General features: G+C 70.4%; 23 protein-coding genes. 14 read left to right on the top strand and 9 right to left on the bottom strand.

What is annotated here, in order from left to right; all coding sequences use genetic code 11:
- Positions 1–8 precede the first annotated feature (8 nt).
- Both gcvT and ACU6XJ_RS02405 read left to right on the top strand, forming a co-directional pair.
- Entirely contained in the window at positions 9–1,112 is a 1,104-nt protein-coding gene (gene gcvT / locus ACU6XJ_RS02410) for a glycine cleavage system aminomethyltransferase GcvT (RefSeq protein ID WP_476306390.1), read from the top strand.
- A complete protein-coding gene (locus ACU6XJ_RS02405) occupies positions 1,112–1,729 on the top strand; it encodes a DUF402 domain-containing protein (RefSeq protein ID WP_476306387.1) in 618 nt (205 codons plus the stop codon). The genes gcvT and ACU6XJ_RS02405 overlap by 1 nt, the downstream gene beginning before the upstream one ends.
- Here ACU6XJ_RS02405 and ACU6XJ_RS02400 read toward each other — a convergent pair.
- On the bottom strand, positions 1,726–2,028 hold the full coding sequence (locus ACU6XJ_RS02400) for a hypothetical protein (RefSeq protein WP_476306385.1): 303 nt from the start codon (positions 2,026–2,028) through the stop codon (positions 1,726–1,728). The genes ACU6XJ_RS02405 and ACU6XJ_RS02400 overlap by 4 nt on opposite strands.
- Before the next feature lie 90 nt (positions 2,029–2,118).
- On the opposite strand from ACU6XJ_RS02400, the gene ACU6XJ_RS02395 reads away from it, so the two are divergent.
- The 3 genes from ACU6XJ_RS02395 (at position 2,119) to ACU6XJ_RS02385 (ending at position 5,342) form a co-directional block, all read left to right on the top strand.
- Positions 2,119–3,222, top strand: coding sequence for a branched-chain amino acid aminotransferase (locus ACU6XJ_RS02395; protein WP_476306382.1), 1,104 nt, complete (start codon positions 2,119–2,121; stop codon positions 3,220–3,222).
- 1 nt (position 3,223) lies between these two features.
- Positions 3,224–3,991 (top strand): ABC transporter permease, encoded by a 768-nt coding sequence (locus tag ACU6XJ_RS02390; protein WP_476306379.1) that lies wholly within the window; start codon positions 3,224–3,226, stop codon positions 3,989–3,991.
- A gap of 121 nt (positions 3,992–4,112) precedes the next feature.
- On the top strand, positions 4,113–5,342 hold the full coding sequence (locus tag ACU6XJ_RS02385; RefSeq protein ID WP_476306377.1) for a lipase family protein: 1,230 nt from the start codon (positions 4,113–4,115) through the stop codon (positions 5,340–5,342).
- Positions 5,343–5,383: 41 nt separating this feature from the next.
- On the opposite strand, the gene cobS is transcribed toward ACU6XJ_RS02385, so the two are convergent.
- The 3 genes from cobS to ACU6XJ_RS02370 form a co-directional block, all read right to left on the bottom strand.
- Entirely contained in the window at positions 5,384–6,112 is a 729-nt protein-coding gene (gene cobS / locus ACU6XJ_RS02380; RefSeq protein WP_476313770.1) for an adenosylcobinamide-GDP ribazoletransferase, read from the bottom strand.
- A gap of 169 nt (positions 6,113–6,281) precedes the next feature.
- Positions 6,282–7,361: a nicotinate-nucleotide--dimethylbenzimidazole phosphoribosyltransferase gene (cobT, locus tag ACU6XJ_RS02375; RefSeq protein WP_476313768.1), complete on the bottom strand. Its 1,080-nt coding sequence runs from the start codon at positions 7,359–7,361 to the stop codon at positions 6,282–6,284.
- Between the two features lie 55 nt (positions 7,362–7,416).
- Complete coding sequence (locus tag ACU6XJ_RS02370) at positions 7,417–7,950, bottom strand: bifunctional adenosylcobinamide kinase/adenosylcobinamide-phosphate guanylyltransferase (RefSeq protein WP_476306374.1); 534 nt, start codon at positions 7,948–7,950, stop codon at positions 7,417–7,419.
- A gap of 93 nt (positions 7,951–8,043) precedes the next feature.
- Between ACU6XJ_RS02370 and ACU6XJ_RS02365 the strand changes: the two genes are divergently transcribed.
- Positions 8,044–8,244 carry a hypothetical protein gene (locus ACU6XJ_RS02365; protein ID WP_476306372.1) on the top strand — a complete coding sequence of 67 codons (201 nt, stop codon included), beginning with the start codon at positions 8,044–8,046 and terminating at the stop codon, positions 8,242–8,244.
- A gap of 4 nt (positions 8,245–8,248) precedes the next feature.
- On the opposite strand, the gene ACU6XJ_RS02360 is transcribed toward ACU6XJ_RS02365, so the two are convergent.
- Positions 8,249–9,220, bottom strand: a complete 972-nt coding sequence (locus tag ACU6XJ_RS02360; RefSeq protein ID WP_476306370.1) for a hypothetical protein — start codon at positions 9,218–9,220, stop codon at positions 8,249–8,251.
- A 392-nt stretch (positions 9,221–9,612) separates the two neighbouring features.
- Between ACU6XJ_RS02360 and ACU6XJ_RS02355 the strand changes: the two genes are divergently transcribed.
- The gene (locus ACU6XJ_RS02355) at positions 9,613–11,151 is read left to right on the top strand and encodes a S8 family peptidase (RefSeq protein WP_476306368.1); all 1,539 of its coding nucleotides are present in this window, start codon (positions 9,613–9,615) and stop codon (positions 11,149–11,151) included.
- Positions 11,152–11,259: 108 nt separating this feature from the next.
- Here the strand turns inward: ACU6XJ_RS02355 and ACU6XJ_RS02350 are convergent, their stop codons facing one another.
- Positions 11,260–12,195 carry a DUF3048 domain-containing protein gene (locus ACU6XJ_RS02350; protein WP_476306365.1) on the bottom strand — a complete coding sequence of 312 codons (936 nt, stop codon included), beginning with the start codon at positions 12,193–12,195 and terminating at the stop codon, positions 11,260–11,262.
- Between the two features lie 266 nt (positions 12,196–12,461).
- Between ACU6XJ_RS02350 and ACU6XJ_RS02345 the strand changes: the two genes are divergently transcribed.
- Both ACU6XJ_RS02345 and ACU6XJ_RS02340 read left to right on the top strand, forming a co-directional pair.
- Entirely contained in the window at positions 12,462–13,472 is a 1,011-nt protein-coding gene (locus tag ACU6XJ_RS02345; protein WP_476306363.1) for a hypothetical protein, read from the top strand.
- Between the two features lie 162 nt (positions 13,473–13,634).
- Positions 13,635–14,024, top strand: a complete 390-nt coding sequence (locus tag ACU6XJ_RS02340) for a hypothetical protein (protein WP_476306361.1) — start codon at positions 13,635–13,637, stop codon at positions 14,022–14,024.
- 94 nt (positions 14,025–14,118) lie between these two features.
- Here ACU6XJ_RS02340 and ACU6XJ_RS02335 read toward each other — a convergent pair whose 3' ends face one another.
- Complete coding sequence (locus ACU6XJ_RS02335) at positions 14,119–15,105, bottom strand: aldo/keto reductase family protein (protein WP_476306359.1); 987 nt, start codon at positions 15,103–15,105, stop codon at positions 14,119–14,121.
- Between the two features lie 84 nt (positions 15,106–15,189).
- Positions 15,190–15,825: a DUF3043 domain-containing protein gene (locus ACU6XJ_RS02330; protein WP_476306357.1), complete on the bottom strand. Its 636-nt coding sequence runs from the start codon at positions 15,823–15,825 to the stop codon at positions 15,190–15,192.
- Between the two features lie 47 nt (positions 15,826–15,872).
- Between ACU6XJ_RS02330 and ACU6XJ_RS02325 the strand changes: the two genes are divergently transcribed.
- From ACU6XJ_RS02325 to ACU6XJ_RS02315, 3 genes are all read left to right on the top strand, one after another.
- Positions 15,873–16,214, top strand: a complete 342-nt coding sequence (locus ACU6XJ_RS02325; protein WP_476306355.1) for a hypothetical protein — start codon at positions 15,873–15,875, stop codon at positions 16,212–16,214.
- A 106-nt stretch (positions 16,215–16,320) separates the two neighbouring features.
- Positions 16,321–16,689, top strand: coding sequence for a HesB/IscA family protein (locus ACU6XJ_RS02320; protein WP_476306353.1), 369 nt, complete (start codon positions 16,321–16,323; stop codon positions 16,687–16,689).
- A 98-nt stretch (positions 16,690–16,787) separates the two neighbouring features.
- Entirely contained in the window at positions 16,788–17,771 is a 984-nt protein-coding gene (locus tag ACU6XJ_RS02315; protein ID WP_476306351.1) for a nucleoside hydrolase, read from the top strand.
- Between the two features lie 9 nt (positions 17,772–17,780).
- Here ACU6XJ_RS02315 and ACU6XJ_RS02310 read toward each other — a convergent pair whose 3' ends face one another.
- On the bottom strand, positions 17,781–17,927 hold the full coding sequence (locus tag ACU6XJ_RS02310; protein WP_476306349.1) for a hypothetical protein: 147 nt from the start codon (positions 17,925–17,927) through the stop codon (positions 17,781–17,783).
- A 199-nt stretch (positions 17,928–18,126) separates the two neighbouring features.
- On the opposite strand from ACU6XJ_RS02310, the gene ACU6XJ_RS02305 reads away from it, so the two are divergent.
- On the top strand, positions 18,127–19,062 hold the full coding sequence (locus ACU6XJ_RS02305; RefSeq protein WP_476313766.1) for a carbohydrate kinase family protein: 936 nt from the start codon (positions 18,127–18,129) through the stop codon (positions 19,060–19,062).
- 246 nt (positions 19,063–19,308) lie between these two features.
- The gene (locus tag ACU6XJ_RS02300; protein ID WP_476306346.1) at positions 19,309–19,908 is read left to right on the top strand and encodes an SMI1/KNR4 family protein; all 600 of its coding nucleotides are present in this window, start codon (positions 19,309–19,311) and stop codon (positions 19,906–19,908) included.
- The last annotated feature ends 30 nt before the right edge of the window (positions 19,909–19,938 follow it).

Below are 19,938 nucleotides of genomic sequence, written 5' to 3'. Positions count from 1 at the left end.
GCAATCTTGTGACCGACCTCAAGCACAGCCCGCTGCATGACGCACACGTCGCCCTGGGCGCCACCAACGCTGCGTTCGGCGGCTGGGAAATGCCGATCCAGTACTCCGACGGCGGCGTGGTCGCCGAGCACACCGCCGTGCGCGACGCCGTCGGCGTCTTCGACGTCTCCCACCTCGGCAAGGCCACCGTCGCAGGCCCTGGTGCCGCGGAGTTCGTCAACGCCTGCCTCACCAACGACCTGCGCCGCATCGCGCCGGGCAAGGCCCAGTACACGCTGTGCTGCACGCCCACCGGCGGTGTGGTCGACGACCTGATCGCCTACCTGGTCGGCGAGGACGAGGTGTTTCTGGTACCCAACGCGGCCAACACCGCCGAGGTGGCGCGGCTGCTCGCGGAGGCGGCGCCGGAGGGGATCACGGTCACCGACCAGCACGAGGAGTTCGCGGTGCTGGCCGTGCAGGGCCCGCGCTCCACCGAGGTGCTGGCCAAGCTGGGCCTGCCCGGCGACATGGAGTACATGGCCTACACCGACGCCGACTGGCAGGGCGGCACGGTCCGGGTGTGCCGCACCGGCTACACCGGCGAGCACGGCTATGAGCTGATCCCGCGCGCCACCGACGCCCGCCCGCTGTGGGACGCGTTGATCGCGGCCGCGGGGGAGCAGGGCGGACGCGCGGCGGGCCTTGGTGCCCGCGACACGCTGCGCACCGAGATGGGCTACCCGCTGCACGGCCACGAGCTGTCCGCGGAGATCAGCCCCGTGCAGGCGGGCGCGACCTGGGCGGTGGGCTGGAAGAAGGAGACGTTCTGGGGGCACGAGGCGCTGCGCGCGGAGAAGGCCAATGGCCCGGCGCGTCGCCTGCGTGGGCTCAAGGCGCTGGAGCGGGGCGTGCCGCGGGCGGGCATGACCGTGCTGGACGCCGAGGGCAACGCCATCGGCGAGACCACCTCCGGCACCTTCTCGCCGAGCCTGAAGACCGGCATCGCGCTGGGCATGATCGACAGCGCCGCGGCGGTCGAGCCGGGCACCGAGGTGGTGCTCGACGTGCGGGGCCGCAGGCTGCGCTGCGAGGTCGTGAAGCCGCCGTTCGTGCAGGCCAAGACCAAGTGATGTTCTCCACTGGGGAGCGGGCGCTGCTGCGCTTCATCCGCCCGGACTCATCGGTGGGCTTCGCGCTGCCGATGCGGGTGATCTCCGACGACGGGGCCCGGCTGCTCGGCTGGGCCCCCGCGGGCACCCGCGGCCTGTTCTCGCGGCTGCCCGACGGCAGCGACCCCCGATACCTGCCCATCGCCGAGCGCTTCGCCACGCCGCGGCGGATGTTCGTCGAGGAGTGGCGGGAGACCTCCACCCTGCGGCTCATCCCCGAGGACACCTGGTCGAGCGTGTACTGGTTCTTCAACGCCGACGGCAGCTTCCGCAACTGGTACGTCAACCTGGAGACCCCGCTGGGCCGCACCGAGTCCGGGGTGGACCGCATGGACGGCATCCTGGACGTGGTGGTGCACCCGGACCTGTCCTGGGAGTGGAAGGACGCCGACGAGATCGAGCCCGCGCTCGCCACCGGCAGGCTGACCCCCGACCAGCTGGTCCGCCTGCGCGCCGAGGGCGAACGCATGATCGCCCTCGCCGAGGCGGGCGCGTTCCCCTTCGACGGCACCCACTGCGACTTCCGCCCCGATCCGTCCTGGGAACGCCCGGAGCTGCCCGAGGCGGTGCGCGTCTAGTCCAACGCCGCGAGCACCAGCAGCGAGGCCGCCCAGATGATCGTCGGGCGGATCGCGATCACGATGCCGCTGATCACCAGCAGGGTGGCGTAGGCGAGGGTGCCCGCGGTGTCGCGGCGGCCGCGGCGCAGGCCGGTGATGGGCAGCGCGAGCAGGATCAGCGGCATGATCACGTGCAGCACCACGGTGGTCCACTCGCCGAGCAGGCCCGGGTAGTCCAGCCAGGTGAAGGCCAGCGACAGCTGGAGCACGAGTGCCACCAGCCAGGCCGCGGGCAGCACGTAGTCGATGCGCTTCATGCCGTTCATTGTGGCCGAGTTGTAACAGTAGGACGTCCAAACCTCGGAACAGCGATTTTCGGGTTACCGAGGAGGCGTTACCGTAAGGACATGACGTCAGCGTTGCCGTTCTCGAAGACCGAGCACCCCAGCCCCACCAGCCCGGAGCGCCGGGCGGAGATTCTGGCCAACCCCGGCTTCGGGAACTACTTCACCGACCACATGGTCACCATCAGGTGGAATCCTGAGCAGGGCTGGCACGACGCGGCCGTCGTCCCCTACAGCCCGATCAGCCTGGACCCGGCGGCAATGGTGCTGCACTACGGCCAGGCGATCTTCGAGGGACTCAAGGCCTACCGGCAGCCCGACGGCTCCATCGCCTCGTTCCGCCCCGAGGCCAACGCCGACCGGCTGAACGCCTCCGCGCGCAGGCTCGCCATGCCCGAGTTGCCCGCGGAGCTGTTCCTCGACTCGCTGCGCGAGCTGCTCGCCGTTGACGGCGACTGGGTGCCCGCGGCGGGCGGCGAGGAGTCGCTGTACTTCCGGCCGTACATGATCTCCACCGAGGCCGGGCTGGGTGTCCGCCCCGCCAAGGAGTACCTGTACGTGCTCATCGCCTCCCCGGCGGGCTCGTACTTCGCGGGCGGCATCAAGCCGGTCAGCGTGTGGCTGAGCACCGAGTACGTGCGCGCCGCCCCCGGCGGCACCGGCGCGGCGAAGTTCGCGGGCAACTACGCGGCCTCGCTGCTGGCGCAGGCCCAGGCCGCGGAGCAGGGCTGTGACCAGGTGGTCTGGCTGGACGCCGTGGAGCGCCGGTGGATCGAGGAGATGGGCGGGATGAACCTGTTCTTCGTCTTCGGTTCCGGCGAGGACGTCCGACTCGTCACGCCCGAGCTGACCGGGACGCTGCTGCCCGGCATCACCCGCCGCACCCTGGTCGAGCTCGCCGCGGAGCAGTGCGCCTCCGTCGAGGAGCGCCGCATCTCCACCGAGGAGCTGGAGAAGGGCGTGGCCTCGGGCGAGATCACCGAGGTGTTCGCCTGCGGCACCGCCGCGGTGATCACCCCGGTCGGCCGGGTCAAGCACGCCGAGGGCGAATACCTGATCAACAACGCCGCCACCGGCGAGGTCACCATGAAGCTGCGCGACGCGCTGACCTCCATCCAGCGCGGGGCCCGCCCCGACGCGCGCCACTGGCTGACCCCGCTGGCCTGACATGTTCGACATCGGCCTGCCGCTGCTGGTGGCGGCAGGCCTGCTCGTGCTGATCGCCGCCGCGGCCGCGGGCTACGGCGGGCTCGGGCACGGCCGCGCGGTGCTCACCGCGGTGGCCAGGGCGGTCGCGCAGCTTGCGGTGGTGTCGCTGCTGATCGCCGCGATCCTCGCCTCGCTGTGGTGGACGGCGGCGTTCCTGCTGCTGATGCTGGTCGTGGCCACCGCGACCAGCGCGGGCCGCACCGGAACCGGCCGCCGCGGCCTGTGGACGGCGCTGCCCATCGCCGCGGGCGCCCTGCCCGCGCTGGCCATCCTGTTCGGGACCGGAGCCGCGCCTGCGCACGGTGCGGTGCTGGTGCCCATCGGCGGCATCCTGCTGGGCGGGGCGATGACCGCGACCACGCTGGCCGCGCAGCGCATGCTGGACGAGCTGACCGCCCGCCGCGGCGAGGTCGATGCCGCGCTGGCGCTGGGCCTGCCCCGGCGGGACGCGTTGATCCTGGTGTGCCGCCCGGTGGCGGGTCGCGCGCTGGTGCCCGCGCTGGACCAGACCCGCACCGTCGGCCTGGTCACGCTGCCGGGCGCGTTCGTCGGCATGCTGCTCGCCGGGGCCTCGCCCCTGGAGGCAGGCGCCGTCCAACTGGTGGTGCTCATCGCGCTGCTCGCCGTCGAGGCGGTGGCCGTGGTTCTCACCGTGGAGATCATCGCGCGTGGCCTCGTCGACCAGCAGGAACGCGAAACACGGTCACTGAAGGCCAATTCGACGTAAGCCGCTTTGTCACGGGGGTGCCTTCTTCGAAACGCGGTCGGAACACTTTCTTTACAGCCATGCAGCCCCGCTCCAGGCTGTGCCAAACGTCGTACGCAATTCTCTCGACCCAGGAGCAGATATGCGTGTTCCGGCCTTGCGCCGCATCGCGATCGCCGCATCCGCCGCCGTGGTGGTGGCCGTTTTTCTCGCCGTGGGCAATTCCACGGCAAGCGCCCAGGAGAGCATCTATGTCCCGCCGTCGCCGCTTCCCGCCGGAAACAACGGTGACGTGATCAAGAAGCAGCCCTCCACCTACGCGGGCGCGAAGGCCACCCGCATCATGTACCTGACCCGGGACGCCAAGAACAAGCCGATCCCGGTCACCGGCACGGTGATCGTGCCGACCGCCGCGTGGACCGGTTCCGGCCCGCGACCGCTGGTGGCCTACGCGCCCTTCACCGCGGGCATGGGCGACCAGTGCGCCACCTCGAAGACCCTGGCGGGCGAGGGCCAGGCCGATATGGCGGCCGGTTTCCAGAAGACCTTCGTGGACGCGCTGCTGGCCAAGGGCTTCGCCGTGGCACAGACCGACTACCAGGGCCTCGGCACGCCGGGTGAGCACACCTACGTGATCCGCGCGGCCGAGGCGCACGCGGTGCTCGACGTGGTGCGCGCGGCACAGCGGCTCGGCGGCGATGTCCCCGCGGGCGGCCCGGTCGGGATCGCGGGCTACTCCCAGGGCGGCGGTGCCTCCGCCGCGGCGGCCGAGCTGGCGCCGACCTACGCCCCGGAACTGGCCATCAAGGGCGCCTACGTCGGCGCCCCGGCCGCGGACAAGTCCGTGCTGGCCAAGTCGCTGGACGGCGGCATGTACGTCGGCTTCCTCGGCTTCGCGCTGATCGGCATCAACGAGGCCTACCCGGAGGCCAAGATGCTGGAACTGGCCAACCCCGAGGGCGCCAAGATGTTCCTGGAGGCCCGCAACGTCTGCACGATGGACGGGGTCATGAAGTACATGTTCAAGCAGACCAGCACCATCACCAAGGAGGGCAAGCCCGTCTCGGCTTACCTGTCCCAGGCGCCGTTCGCCGCCATCGTCGCCGAGAACAAGATCGGCAACCTCAAGCCGGCCGCCCCGGTTCTGGTCCAGCACGCTGCGATCGACGACGTGCTGCCCTACGCCCAGGGCAAGCAGCTGGCCAAGGACTGGTGCGGAAAGGGCGCCGCCACCGAATTCCGCGACCTGGCGGTGGCGCTTCCCCTGCTGCCGCACGCCATGGGAATGACGCAGGCCTCCGGCGAAGCCGCCACCTGGCTGGCCGACCGGTTCGCGGGCAAGCCCGCCCCGGGCAACTGCGGAAAGTTCTGACCTCCCTGTGCGGGCAGCCTGATTCGGGTTGCCCGCACACCTCAGCCGTGCAGAGAAAGCACCACGAGCACGATGGTGGTGGCGATTTCGCTTGCCGCGCCGAGCACATCGCCGGTGACCCCGCCGAAGCGTCGGCGGGTGTGCCAGGACAGCAACCACACCGCGCCCGCCGCGAGCACGACGGCAAGCGGACCCAGCCAGGGGCGGTCCGGCAGCGCGAACGCGCCCGCAGCGGCGAGCGCGGCGAACCAGGCGATCGGCACCGCCGGCGGTTGCGATCCGGCGACCAGCGCGCCCAGCCCTTCGGGCCGCGCCGCGGGAACGCCACGGCGACAGCACAGCGCGAAGGCCGCCCGCCCGGTGGCCACCGCCAGCAGCGGCACCGCCCAGTGCGGCGTGTCCGCCAGGGCGGTGGCCTGGATGCCGACGGCCAGCACCAACGCGACCACGCCGAAGGGTCCGGCGCCGCCGTCGCGCATGACGGCCAGCGCCCGCTCGGGCGGTCCGTAGCAGCCCAGCCCGTCGGCGGTGTCGGCCAGCCCGTCCAGGTGCATGCCCCTGGTCAGCAGCGCCAGCAGGGCGATGGAGAGCAGCCCCGCCAACAGGGGAGAGGCACCCGCGGTCGTCAGCCCGAACCACGCGGCGGAGACCACGGCGCCCAGCAGCAGTCCCACCATCGGCGCCAGGGCGATGGCCCGCCGACAGGCCGCGCCATCCACCGCCCCCGCGTTGAGCGGCAGCACCGTCAGCCAGGTCAGCGCGAGCCGCATCAGGCCGCCACGCACCTGAAGGCGCCTGTCTCCACACACCTAAAACCGGCGATCGCCGCGCATCCGAAGATGCCTACTGCCGAGCCTCCGGAAGTGTCAGACCCGAGTCTTAGGCTGTGTATCGGGGGTTGCTCCATCTCGAGAGGGCGGCGGCTCGAGCACGCCCCGCTCACTCAGCCTCCGACGGCGCGGGCGGCGGGGGAGTGGCGGGCCCGCTGACGCCCGCGTCGCCGAAGGTCGCCATCTCGCCGAGAACGCGGGCCGCCATGTTCAGCAGCGGCAGCGCGGCCAGCGCGCCGGAGCCCTCTCCGAGCCGCAGACCCAACTCCAGCAGCGGCTTCAGGTCCAGGTGCTCGAGCACGAGCGTGTGCGCGGGTTCCACCGAGCGGTGCCCGGCCACCCACCACTCGCGGGCGCCCGGCGCGAGTTCCTCCGCGACCATCGCCGCGGCCCCCGTGATCAGCCCATCCAGCAGCACCGGCGTCTTGCGCAGCGCCGCCTGGGCCAAGAAGCCCGCCATCGCGGCGATGTCGGCGCCCGCGGCGACCCGCAGCAGCGCGACCGGATCGGCGCTGACCTTGCGCGCCCGGCGCAGCGCGTCGCGGATCGCGGCGGTCTTGCGCATCCAGCCCGCGTCGTCGATCCCGGTGCCCCGCCCCACCACCGCCACCGGCTCGCTGCCGGTCAACGTGGCGATCAGCACCGAGGCGGGCGTGGTGTTGCCGATGCCCATGTCACCGGCGATCAGCAGATCGGTGCCGCTGTCGACCTCCTCGTCGGCGATCAGCCTGCCCGCGTTGACCGCGGCGATCACCTCCGCCGCCGACAACGCGTCCTCGCGGTCGATGGAACCGCTGCCGCGCCGCACCTTGTGCCCGCTCACCGAGGCCGTGGTGTCGGTGAGCACGGCGAGGTCGGCCACCCGCACCGACGCGCCCGCGACCCCGGCCAGCACGTTGACCGCCGCGCCGCCGCCGAGGAAGTTGGCCACCATCTGCGCGGTGACCTCGCTCGGGTAGGCCGAAACGCCGTGCGCCGCAACGCCGTGGTCGCCCGCGAACACCACCACCCGCGGCCGGGCGAACGGCTTGGGTGGGCAGGTGCCCTGGCAGGCCGCGATCCACACGCCCAGTTCCTCGAGCCTGCCCAGCGAACCGGCGGGCTTGGTGAGCTGGTCGTGCCGGGCCACCGCCTGGCGGTGGGCCTGCTCGTCGGGAGCGGTCACCGGGCCGAAGGCAGGCACCTCCACAGCGTCCACAGCGTCGATATCGGAGTCCACTTCGGACACCTCGAACCTCCGTCTTTCAGCGCAGCCGCAGCGGAATGCCCGCGACGAGCAGTACGACCTCGGAACACACCTCGGCCAAGGCGGCGTTCAGCCTGCCGAGTTCGTCCCGGAACAGCCTGCCGGCCGAGGTCGCGGGGACGACGCCCAGGCCGACCTCCGCGGACACCAGTACCAGCCGGGCGGGGCAGTCCGCCACCGCCGAGACAAGCTCGTCACAACGCCGCCGCGCCGGGCCGACCGGGCGGCCGTCCCAGCAGCCGGCATCGTCCAGCACCCCGGTCAGCCAGGTCGCCACGTCGTCGAGCAGCACGGTTCCGGTCGCGCCGGGCAGAAACGACACCGGATCGGCGGCCTCCTCGGTGCGCCAGTGCGGGGGCCGCCGCGCCACGTGTTCGGCGATCCGCGCGTCCCATTCGGCATCACCGGGATGCCGCCGCGCGGTCGCCAGATAGGTCACGTCCTCGGCCGCCGACACGAGTCCTTCCGCGTGGGCGGACTTGCCGGAACGCGCCCCACCCAGCACCAACACGGCCATGCGTGTGTCTCCCATCACCTGAACGGCGGGCCTGCCCGCGCCGGAGGTTACCGTTCGCATAGGTGATAGCTCGCCTATCGATACGACGCCGACCAAAGGGGGTCTGCAGTGGTATACCGCTGGCGCTACCAGGATGCGTCTGGCCGTGACGTGACCGGCCCGGAGGACACCTTCGGCGATCAGTTCGACGCCGAGACCTGGCTCGAGGACACCTGGCCCCAACTCCTGGCAGACGGCGTCGCCCACGTAACGCTGCTACACGGCGAGGCCGAGGTCTACGGCCCGATGAGCCTCCAGCCCGCCGAGTGACGCGCTAATCCCATTCCCAGCTGATCCCGACCAACCCTGGCGGCAGGTTGTTGCACACGATATGCACAGTGTGCGAGGCGCTGATCCACAGGCGCTGGACCTGGTAGCGCGGGCCGTTGTTGTAATCCTTTCGCCAGCTGTAGCAATTCACCGGCAATGCCGCCGGGTCGAATTGCACCTGCATGACGTACTCGCGGGTGTGCGCCCGCAGCAGCCGCTCGTATTCGGTGAACTCGCGGCCGGGGGCGAAGCCCAGCTCGAATTCAACAACAGTGGTGTCACCGTTTCCGAGGACGCTGTCCAGGATGATCTCCGAGGCCATCAACCCGTTGTCCTGGTCGCGGCGCACCCGGCCCAGCCTTGAATACCTGACCTCGTTGAACTCCGGCAGGGGGCGGGCGGTGTCCTCGGAGGTATAGATCGTCAGGCACCGCGTCACCCGCGAGGACTCGGCTCGCAGCACCTGCCGGGTGCGCACGCTGCGCTCGCAGCGGTGGGCGTCCACCCGCACCAGATCATGCACGCTGAGCCTGGTCAGACCATCAGACAGCGGGAACTGCATCTCGGCGAGCACATCGGCCAGCCGCTCGCTGCGGCTGAACATCTCGTCCAGCTTCAGCACCTGGACGGCATCGGGCTTGCCGCCGCGGCCCGGGTCGGACTCCAGCAGCCGCACCAGCGAACGCGGCGGGATGCGCAACACCTCCTCCAGCGTGCTCAGCGCGCGCAGCGAGGACTCGCGTTCCGGGCGGGACCGGCCGGAACGCCAATAACTCAACGTCGTGAGGCTGATCCGGGCGCCGCGCTGGAGCAGCCTGCGGCGCACGCTCTCCAGGCTCAGCCCGCTGGCCTGGATCGCGTCGTGCAGGGCTCGGTGGAAGGGGCCGTCGCGCAGCGCTGTGGAAAGGCTCGCGGCGTGTTGGGAGGGAACCGGGTGCAGGATTCCCCGCGGTGCGACCTCGCCCTGCCCGATCACTTTCCCGCCTTCCTCTCGGTGACACACACCAGATGCGCGAGAAATTCGTGAAACAGGACAACCTTGCCGGTTTTCTTCCGCCCAAGCCAGGGTTTCCCCGCTCGGACCAGGGGATCGAGATCTGTCAGTGACCTAGCCTGATACCGCGCTGCGCCAGGCAGGTGAGCTGCTGCGCCTGACGGACCATCACCTCGGTCCATCACTGTCGCGTCGGGCTGTGAAGGCCGGTGAATGAAACTTGGAAGCACTTCACACGCTTTGTCGTATTGCCACCATTTTCTACCTCTTGTCACGCTCGTAATGGTTCCGAAGAGGGCTCGGGCCGATAGAACCCGTTTTGCCGCCGCCCTTCCGGGGCGTCTGCATTCCCCTGCTGCGAGGTTCTCGTGAAAATGAAAATTGGTTTTACCGTCTTGGTGGCCGCGGCCACCGTCATGCTCGGCGCACCCGCCACCGCCGCACCCGCTGAAGGCCCGATTCGCGCCGCGGAGGCGGCGGATGCGATCCCGGGCAGTTACCTCGTGGCGCTGAAGACCGGCGCGGTCTCCAGTTCGCAGGCATTCACCCCCACTCTGCTGAGGAAATACGGCGGCACCCTGCGGTCGGCTTTCTCACACGCTTTCCACGGTTTCTCCGCGACGATGACCGAGCAACAGGCCCGCCGACTGGCCGCTGATCCTGCGGTGGACTACGTCGAACAGGATCGGGTGGTCACGCTCGCCGACGAGCAGCCCAACCCGCCGTCCTGGGGCCTGGACCGCATCGACCAACGTGACCTGCCGCTGGACTCCAAGTACACCTACGCCACCACCGCGGCCAACGTCACGGCCTACGTGATCGACACCGGCATCCTGAACAGCCATCGCGACTTCGGCGGCCGCGCGGTCAGCGGCACCGACACGGTGGACAACGACGGCAACGCCACCGACTGCCACGGCCACGGCACGCACGTCGCGGGCACCGTCGGCGGCACCGCCTACGGCGTGGCCAAGGGCGTCAAACTGGTCGGCGTCCGGGTGCTCAACTGCCAGGGCAGCGGCAGCACCACCGGCGTCATCGCGGGCGTCGACTGGGTGACCAAGAACGCCACCAAGCCTGCCGTGGCGAATATGAGCCTCGGCGGCGGCGCGTCCAGCAGCCTGGACACCGCGGTGAAGAACTCCATCGCCGCGGGCATCACCTACGCGCTGGCCGCGGGCAACGAGGGTCAGAACGCCTGCAACGTCTCGCCCGCGCGCACCCCGGAGGCGATCACGGTGGGCGCCACGGACAATAAGGACGCCAGGGCGTCGTTCTCCAACCACGGCACCTGCGTTGACATCTTCGCGCCGGGCGTCGGCATCACCTCGGCGTGGATCGGCGGCGACACCGCCAGCCGCTCCATCAGCGGCACCTCGATGGCCTCCCCGCACACCGCGGGCGCGGCGGCGCTCGTGTTGGCTGCCAACCCCGGCGCGACCCCGCAGCAGGTGCGGGACGCACTGGTGAACGCCGCCACCTCGGGCAAGGTCACCAACCCCGGCACCGGCTCGCCGAACAAGCTGCTCTACACCGGCGCGGGCGGCACCACCCCGCCGCCCACCGGCTGCGGGCCGTTCAGCAACAACACCAGGGTGGACATCCCCGACGCCGGTCCGGCGGTGACCAGCACCATCAACGTGACCGCCTGCAACCGCAACGCCTCGGCCACCACCAAGGTGGACGTGGTGATCAAGCACCCGTGGCGGGGCGATGTGACCATCGACCTGGTGGCCCCGGGCGGCGCCGTGCACTCGCTACAGAAGTCCAGTTCGGACAGTGGTGACGACATCGCCAGGAGTTACACCGTCGACGCCTCCGCGGCGGCGGCCAACGGCACTTGGACGCTGCGGGTCCGCGATGTCTACCGCCAGGACGTCGGATACCTGGAGTCCTGGTCGCTGACCACCTGAGAGATGTGGGTTCAGTGTCCTGAACCGGCCAAGAGACGTCCTGGGCCGCGTTCAGGACACTGAACCGCGGTAGGTGTGGCCCGGCCCCCTGCTCCGGGCCACACCTTTTTACTTCGAGGCCAGCAGAATCCAGGTCTGGCCGCGGGCGAAGGGCAGCCGCTTCCCGTCGGGCCCGGTGAACTCCGTGCCCCGGTCGGGAGAGTCGCGGTGCCAGCGCACCTGGTACGCCAGTCCGTCACGCAGCACCAGTGCCTCGCCGGAGCCGACGGTCTCGGCGAACGGCGACGGGGTGCCCGTGCTGTCCTGGATCGTGGTGACGCGCACCGGGACGTACTGCACCACCACGGTCCGCGGGCCGAGCCTGCCGCCCTCGGCCGCGGTTGCGGGCGTGCCGTCCACCGCTACTTGCCACCGGTCCTCCGCCGGTGTCCAGGCGAAGGTGAATGTCTCGGCACCGAAGCGCAGCGTGTGCTGCTCGGTGACTTGACCACCGTCAGGCGGGCGGTCCGAGAAGACCAGGCCGATGTCCCGGGCCGGGCTCGCCTCCGGGGCCGCGGCGCGAAGTCCCGCGGTCCTGGCATACAGGTTGTGCGGCGCCTTCCGGTCGGGGTCGCGGAAATAGGCGTCGCCCGTGTGCGCCGGGGATACGGAGATCACCGGCGAGCCCTCGATCGCGGACGCCAGTTCGGGGGCGTTGCCCGAGTAGGCCACCGCGGGGCGACCGAACATCGGCAGCAGCCGCAGATCCGTCTCCCGCAGACTGCGGATCGGACCGACCGATTCGGGCGACCGGGTGGAGAACACCGGGATGTAGCGGGACGACTCGCCCTCGACGGGTTCGACATAGACCAGATCGGCCTGGGTCAGCCCTGTCTGCGGGCGCCCCTGCCTGGCGTTGTCCACCTTCACCGCGAGCACCGGGGTCGCTTCCGTGACCGGCAGCCCGGTCAGCGGCGACACCGGCGACGCCGGGGTGCCGCAGGCGGTTCCCGGCGACAACACACCCGCCGCCAGTACTGCGATGACCAGCCGCACCATCCGCATGACGCCTCCCGGGTCCCACCTGACCCCGGCCGAGCCGCCGGAAAGCGCAGTGGCGGCAACGGGAACTGTCGCCGGAGTGAGTGATCGGAGACGAGACCGTTAAGTGAATTATGAGTAGTTAGGCCGTTTGGCGCAATCCCTACCGATTTTCACCCTTTGGGGGTAACCGGTGTCCCGCCGTCTCGTTGGGCCCGGTTGGAGGCTATCGGACTCAAATCCGTTACCTCCTGGCAACCCTGCATTGCAAGCAACAGGAAGGACCAAGCATGACCTTCAACCGGTTGGCCCGCAGGTCCGCGATGATCGGCGCGGCCGCCGCGATCGTGCTGCCGCTGGGCGCGGGCATGGCCCACGCAGGCGCTGGCATCGACGGTGACGCCGCCCAGGATCTGGGCAGCACGGTGAACGACGCCGGTGGGTACCTCGAAGGAAACCTCGCGGGCGGTCCCACCTCGGACGGCCTCGCGGGCGCGGCAGCCCTCGCCGCGGGTGCCAAGCAGGCGGGTTTCGCGCTCGCAGGTGCCGGTAGTGGCGGCACCGGCGGCGGCACCGTCGACGGTGCGTTCGACGGCTTCGGCCCGCACGGCGAGTACGTCGAAGGCGTCCTCACCGGCGCAGGCGACGCCCACGGCATCGCTGGTGAGCTGGCGGGCAAGGGCGCGGCACACGGCGGCGAGTTCCTCGGCGGCGGTGCCGCGGCACTGGGCGCCCAGGGCGGCTCGCTCGGCGGCGAGATCGCGGGCGCGCACAAGAAGGTGGGCGAGTTCGTCGGCAACACCCACAACACCGTCAGCCGGGAAGGCCTGCACAGCGGCCTCGCCGGTGCGGGCAGCGCGTTCGGCGGCTCCGCCGCGGGCGAGGCCTGCGCGCAGCTCACCCGCCAGGGTGGGCTCGTCGACGGCGCGTTCGAGGTCGCTCGCGGTGAGAACGGCGCGGCCGGTGCCTTCGAAGGCGTCGTGAACAAGCAGGGCCTGGCGGGCGGCGGTGCCCTCGGCGGGACGCTGCGGGGCGGTCACGCCGCCGTTGCGGGTGCCGGTGACCTCGGCAAGCACGGCGGTGGCTTCGCCGGTGAGCTCGCCGGTGGTTACGGCGACTTCGCCGCGGCCGGTGCCGCGGTGGCCGACGCCGGTTACGACAAGGCGGGCAACCTCTACGCCGACGCGGTTCTCGGCGGCGGTGGCGGCTACGGCGAGCACGTGCACGCCGGTGAGCTGGCCCTGTCCGCCCAGGGCGGCAAGAGCGGCCTCGGCGGCTCCCTCGGCGGCTCGCTGAGCTGATCGCGGAAGCCGATTCGCGGGGGCGGCCAACCGTGGCGGTCGCCCTTGTGAGCCCGGTGAGCGGTATTGGGCGGAAAGCCGCCCAATACCGCTCCTGGCCGGAACCTCCCGCCCTCAACCTCGTTGGCTCGGTGAGGTTCTCGCCTGGATCAGGAGTACGACATGCGCTTGGACCATGTGATGAGCAAGGTCGCCCTGCTCACCTGCTCGGCCGCCGTGGTGCTGTCCATGGGTGGCGCACACTGGCAGCCCGGCGTCGCGGCGGGATCGCTGCACGGCAAGGTGATTGCCCCCGAAAACGTCGAAGTTCCCGTCCAGCCGCCCGTCGCGACCGGTAGGAAGCAGGTCGCCGCCGTGTCCGGCAAGGCCCGCCTACCGGCGCCGGACCACCGCATCGACCTGCGTGGCCTCGGCGGCGAAGGCAGTGTCAGCTTCAACAAGGACGGCATCTCCCTGCGCGGCAAGGACAGGGAGGGCCACGACGGCTCCGTCGACCTCCACACCAACGGCATCACGGTCCGCGGCAACGGCTACGAGATCACGCTGCGCTGACCCGCCGAAACGCACCGGCACGAGACCGGTGGGGTGCCGTGACAACGTGGTGAGTGCGGCGCAGTGACCCCGCGCCGCACTCACTCGGTTGCGGTTACGGCGTCTGCGTGAGACGCGGGTCGGTCTGGACGACGCCCTCCAGGGTCTTGTCGATCCGCTCCAGGATCTCCGCGTCCAGCTTCACGCCCGCGGCCTTGACGTTCTCGGCGACCTGTTCGGGACGGGAGGCGCCGATGATGGCGGAGGCGACGTTGGGGTTCTGCAGCACCCAGGCCACCGCGAGCTGGGCCATGGACAGGCCCGCGTCCTCGGCGATGGGCTTGAGCTGCTGCACCTGCTCCAGCACCTTGTCGGTGAGCAGCCTGGAGATGAAGCCGCTGCCCTGCTGGTCGGTGGCGCGGGAGCCCGCGGGCGGCGGCTGGCCCGGCAGGTACTTGCCGGTCAGCACGCCCTGGGCGATGGGGGACCAGACGATCTGGCTGATGCCCTCGCGCTCGCAGGCGGGCACGACCTGGTCCTCGATAACCCGCCACAGCATCGAGTACTGCGGCTGGTTGGAGATGAACGGCACGTTCAGCTCGCGGGCCAGTTCGGCGCCCCTGGTGATCTGCTCGGCGTTCCACTCCGAGACGCCGATGTAGAGCACCTTGCCCTGGCGGACCAGGTCGGCGAAGGCCGACATGGTCTCCTCCAGCGGGACCGTGCGGTCGTAACGGTGCGCCTGGTACAGGTCGATGTAATCGGTCTTCAGCCTGCGCAGCGAGCCGTGCACGGCCTCGGTGATGTGCTTGCGCCCGAGTCCCTTGTCGTTGGGACCGCCCGGCCCGGTCGGCCAGAACACCTTGGTGAAAATCTCCAGGCTCTCCCGGCGCTGACCGGCCAGCGCCCGCCCGAGCACCTCTTCCGCGGCGGTGTTGGCGTAGATGTCGGCAGTGTCGAAGGTGGTGATGCCCGCGTCCAGCGCCGCCCGCACGCAGGCCGCGGCCTGCTCCTCTTCCACCTGGGAGGCGTGGGTGATCCAGTTGCCGTACGAAATCTCACTGACATTGAGGCCACTGCGGCCAAGGCGACGGAACTCCATGCCTTCGACACTACCCCGACACATTTAGCTCCGCTAACTATCTGGAGTCGGCTCCAACTCCAGCTACAGGCAGGCAAGGCCGGGTCAGCCCAGGTTGGCGGCGTCGGAGTAGGTCACCCGAGGGCGGGGGACGCGGAGTTTGCGGAGCTGGGTGGCGCGGCTGAAGGCGTACCAGCCCAGGCTCAGCGCCTTGTCGGGCGCCTCGGGGAACTTGTTGCGCACCCGCCGGGTGACCAGGCGGCCGAGCAGCACCGCCTCGGTGATCATGGCGATCATCATCAGCATGAAGAACAGGCTGATGTACTGCTGGATCGCCGGGCTCGGCACCAGCAGCACCACGAACAACACCACCGCCAGCGGCATGAACAGGCCCATGACGTTGCGGCGGGAGTCGACGATGTCCCGCACGTAGGCCCGCACCGGGCCGCGGTCGCGCGGCATCAGGTAGCGGTCGTCGCCCGCCATCATCCGCTCGCGGCGCTCGGAGGTCGCCTTGCGGCGCTCCTCCTTGTTGCCGCGCATCCGCCGCATCGCCTCGCGCTGCGTCCTCGGCGGGGGCGGCACCGGGCCGCGCCTGCGGCTTTCGGCCTCCCGGCGCTTGGGGGTCGGCCTGCCCTTGCCCTGGGTCCGGTTCTCCTCGGCAGGCACCACCACCTCGGCGTCAGCGACATCACTGTCGGTCGAGTTCTTCTCGGCGGTGCTACGGCGCAGGAACCTCACGCGGCCAAGCCTAATCGCCCTGGTTGTTCTGGTTTACGGTGCCCTATGTGCGCGTAGTGATCGCCGCGGACGACCCGCGGCCGGTAGTGGACGGCTGGCGGGTGGCCGCGCCCGGCGATGAGCTCACGGTGATGGCCGAGCCCTCGGCTATCGGGGACGCCCAGCTGGTGGTCGTGGTCACGGCGGTGTTCGACTGGCAGGCACTGCGTGACTCGACTGTGGCGAAGTTCGCAGCCGCCGCGGGGGAGCGCGGTCTGCCCTGCCTGGTGCTGGCCGAAGAAGTCACGGTCGGCCGCCGGGAGGCCGCCGCCATCGGCGTGCAGGCCGCCTATGAGGGACGGCTGCCCGACCTCGCGGCGGAGGTGGCGGGCCAGTGGGGCGGACGCTGACCCCACCGGGTGTGTCACCATGGATAAGAGGCGCATAGCCGGGAACAAAACAAGCGGTCGGCAGTGTTGTGCTGTGGCAGGCCGAGCCAAACCGCGAGGGAGAGTCATGACGGTTTCCGACACCACGTCTTCTGATGTGACCGTGGCCACCCACGGCGTCACGTTGACCGACGCGGCCGCAGGGAAGGCCAAGGCGCTGCTGGACCAGGAGGGGCGCGACGACATGTCGCTGCGCATCGCGGTTCAGCCCGGTGGCTGTGCGGGTCTGCGCTACCAGCTCTTCTTCGACGAGCGCTCGCTGGACGGAGACGCCGCGGTCGACTTCGACGGCCTCACGGTCGTCGTCGACCGGATGAGCGCCCCGTACGTGCAGGGCGCGGTCATCGACTTCGTGGACACCATCGAGAAGCAGGGCTTCACCATCGACAACCCCCAGGCGACGGGGTCGTGCGCGTGTGGCGACAGCTTCAACTGAGCATCATCTGGGCCTGACGGCGCCCGGGAGCATCGCGCTCCCGGGCGCCGTCTTTTACGCTCACCCGGACGTGTCCGTGCCAAAACTGGGGAGTGCACTTGGCGCCTGCGGTCAAGCGAATCGTGCTGGATACAGATCCTGGCATCGATGACGCCCTCGCGTTCTTCTACCTCGCCGCGTACCCGGAGCTCGCCGAGCTTGTCGCGGTGGGCTCGGTGCACGGCAACGTGCCCGCGCCGCTGGCCGCGGAGAACGCGCTGCGACTGCTGGAGCGCATCGGGCGGCCGGAGGTGCCGGTCGCCGTCGGCGCGAACAGCCCGCTGGCCCAGCCGTTGCAGACCGCCGAGTTCGTGCACGGCGACGACGGCCTCGGCGGCATGGCCGGGGCGCCGCCCGCGGGGCGCCCGGTGGAGGTCTCCGCCGCCGAGCAGTTGGTCGCGCTGGCCCGCCGCCACCCCGGCGAGCTGAGCCTGCTGGCGCTGGGTCCGCTCACCAACGTGGCGCTGGCCCTGCTGCTGGAGCCGCGGCTGCCCGGACTGCTGCGCGAGGTGATCGTGATGGGGGGCGCGGTGCGGGCTCCTGGCAACATCACCCCGTTCGCCGAGGCCAACATCTGGCACGACCCGGAGGCCGCCGACCTGGTGCTGGCCGCGGGCTTCGAGCTGACCCTGGTCGGCCTGGACGTCACGGCGCACGCCAATGCCGACGAGGCCTGGCTGGGCAGGCTGGAAAACCACGACTCCGACCGCGCCCGCTACGTCCGCGCGGTGCTGGACCACTACCTCGACGTCTACTCCCGAGCCCTGGGCGGTGTGCGTACCTGCTGGCTGCACGATCCGCTGGCCGCCGCGATCCTGCTGGACCCGGCCATGGCGAGCTATGAGGACGCGGTGATCACCGTTGAGCTGCGCGGCAGCCACACCCGCGGCGCGACGCTGGTCGATCAGCGGGCCGCGGGCTATGCAACATCGGAGGAACGACGGCCCGTCAAGCTGGCCGTCGGTATCGAGCGGCAACTGTTCCTGGACCGCATGCTGGCCGCGCTGATCGAGGCCCCGGAGCCGGTGGCGCTGGGGTCCTAGATCGCGTGCTCAGACGAATTCGTCCAGGTCATCCACCTGTGCGAGGCAGGCCTCGTCGATCTGCCACGGGATGGTCACCCGATCGACCGGCAGTACCGGGAGCCGGTACTGCAACTGGACCGGAATGTCCTCACAGTCATGGATCAATTCGTCCATTGAGTCCGGTTCACCAGTAGTCACGCGATCGACGGTAAGCTCACCTGGCGGGGTAGGACAGGCTTACTGGCCAGTAGTCAGCGGCACGGACCAGTAAGCACCCGACCGGGTGGTTTTCATCCCATCAACCGACACCCAACTTTGCAGGGAGTTCAACGTGCCGGTCGCCATTACGGGCAGCATCGCCACCGATCACCTCATGCACTTCCCGGGCCGTTTCTCCGAGCAGCTTGTCGCCGAGCGGCTGGACCGGGTCTCGCTGAGCTTCCTCGTGGACGACCTCACCGTCCGGCGCGGCGGCGTCGCCGCCAACATCGCCTTCGGGCTCGGCATGCTGGGAACCGCCCCGGTGCTGGTCGGCGCGGTCGGCGCGGACTTCGCCGACTACCGCTCCTGGCTGGAGCGCCACGGCGTGAACTGCGATGGCGTGCACGTCTCCGAGGTCGCGCATACCGCCCGCTTCGTCTGCACCACCGACGACGACATGTGCCAGATCGCCTCCTTCTACGCCGGTGCGATGGCGGAGGCCCGCAACATCGAGCTGGCCCCGATCGCCGAGCGGGTGGGCGGCATCGACCTGGTGCTGGTCGGCGCGGACGACCCGGCCGCCATGCTGCGGCACTCCGAGGAGGCCCGCGAGCGCGGCTACCCGCTGGCCGCCGACCCCTCCCAGCAGATCGCGCGGATGGACGGCGAGCAGGTGCGGCAGCTGGTCGACGGGGCGAAGTACCTGTTCACCAATGACTACGAGTGGGAGCTCCTGCTGCGCAAGACCGGCTGGACCGAGGGCGAGGTCCTGTCCAGGGTCGGCGTGCGGGTGACCACGTTGGGTGAGAAGGGCGTGGAGATCGTCGGCCGCGAGGTGGAGCGGCTGGAGGTCGCGGCGGTGCCGGAGACCTCGAAGGTGGACCCGACCGGTGTCGGCGACGGCTTCCGGGCGGGCTTCGTGGCCGCCATCAGCCGTGGCCTGAACCTGGAGCGGGCGGCCCAGCTTGGCTCGCTGATCGCGGTGCACGTGCTGGAAAGCGACGGCCCTCAAGAGTGGTCGCTGGACCGCGAGGTGGCCATCGAACGCGTCGCCGAGGCCTACGGCCCGGAGTCCGCGACGGAAATCGGCAGCTTGTTGCCGGTTTAATACGTCGAAGTCGCGGGCTCATCACTGTTTTCGACACTGAATGATTTACTCCAGTCGTAGGGCAGACAATCGCGCCTCGACTGGGTAATGTCGGCCGCCAATGACGTAGTTATGGAGGCGACCGTGATCGGAGAAGGTGTCTTTCCTGATCACGGCCGCCACCCGGCGGTTCCGGCGGGACGCTGTTGCGCGCTCGAGGACCTCCGGTCCCTGGTGCCGCCGTCCGGGCGCCCCCGTTTGGGCGTCATGTCGTGGTCGGAGCTGTTCGACCTGCTGGGCACCCCGCTGCCGCCGGATTATGTTGCGCTGATGAGCTGTTATGGCCGGGACGTGCCGGGCTCCGGCTGGCTTCGCTTCGCCGACCCGCTGCGCCCGCGCCGCGGCCTGGTGGATTTCGCGAAGCTGGCCGGAGACGCCTACGCCCACGCCAGGACCGGCGATCCGCAGAGCTTCAAGCACACCGTGTGGCCAGGACCGGGCGGCGTCCTGTTCTTCGCGGACACTTTGGACGGTCACTACCTCGGCTGGCGGACCGGCGACGACCCCGCCGCCTGGCCCGTCGTGGTGGTGTCCCGCGCCGGGGACGCGCAGATCCAGCCGACCGGCTCGCTCACCGATGTGTTGCGGGACTGGTGGACCGGCCGCGAGACCATTCCCGGCCTGCCGTTCGAGGCCATGCAGCCGACCGCGGCGCATATGAGCGAGTCCTTCGCCCCGCCGCAGCCGCTGGGGCTGTCCGGGCATTGGAGCACCTGGGACCGTGCGGCCACCGACGCCGCCATGCAGCGGGTCGCGCGCTGGGCGGTGGCTCGCGGCTTCACCGGCACCCACGCCGAAGCTCCGTGAGCGATTCACCACGTATTCGAACGCGTTGAA

The sequence above is a fragment of the Actinorectispora metalli genome, assembly GCF_056323685.1.
This window is presented reverse-complemented; position numbering and strand designations above follow the sequence as displayed.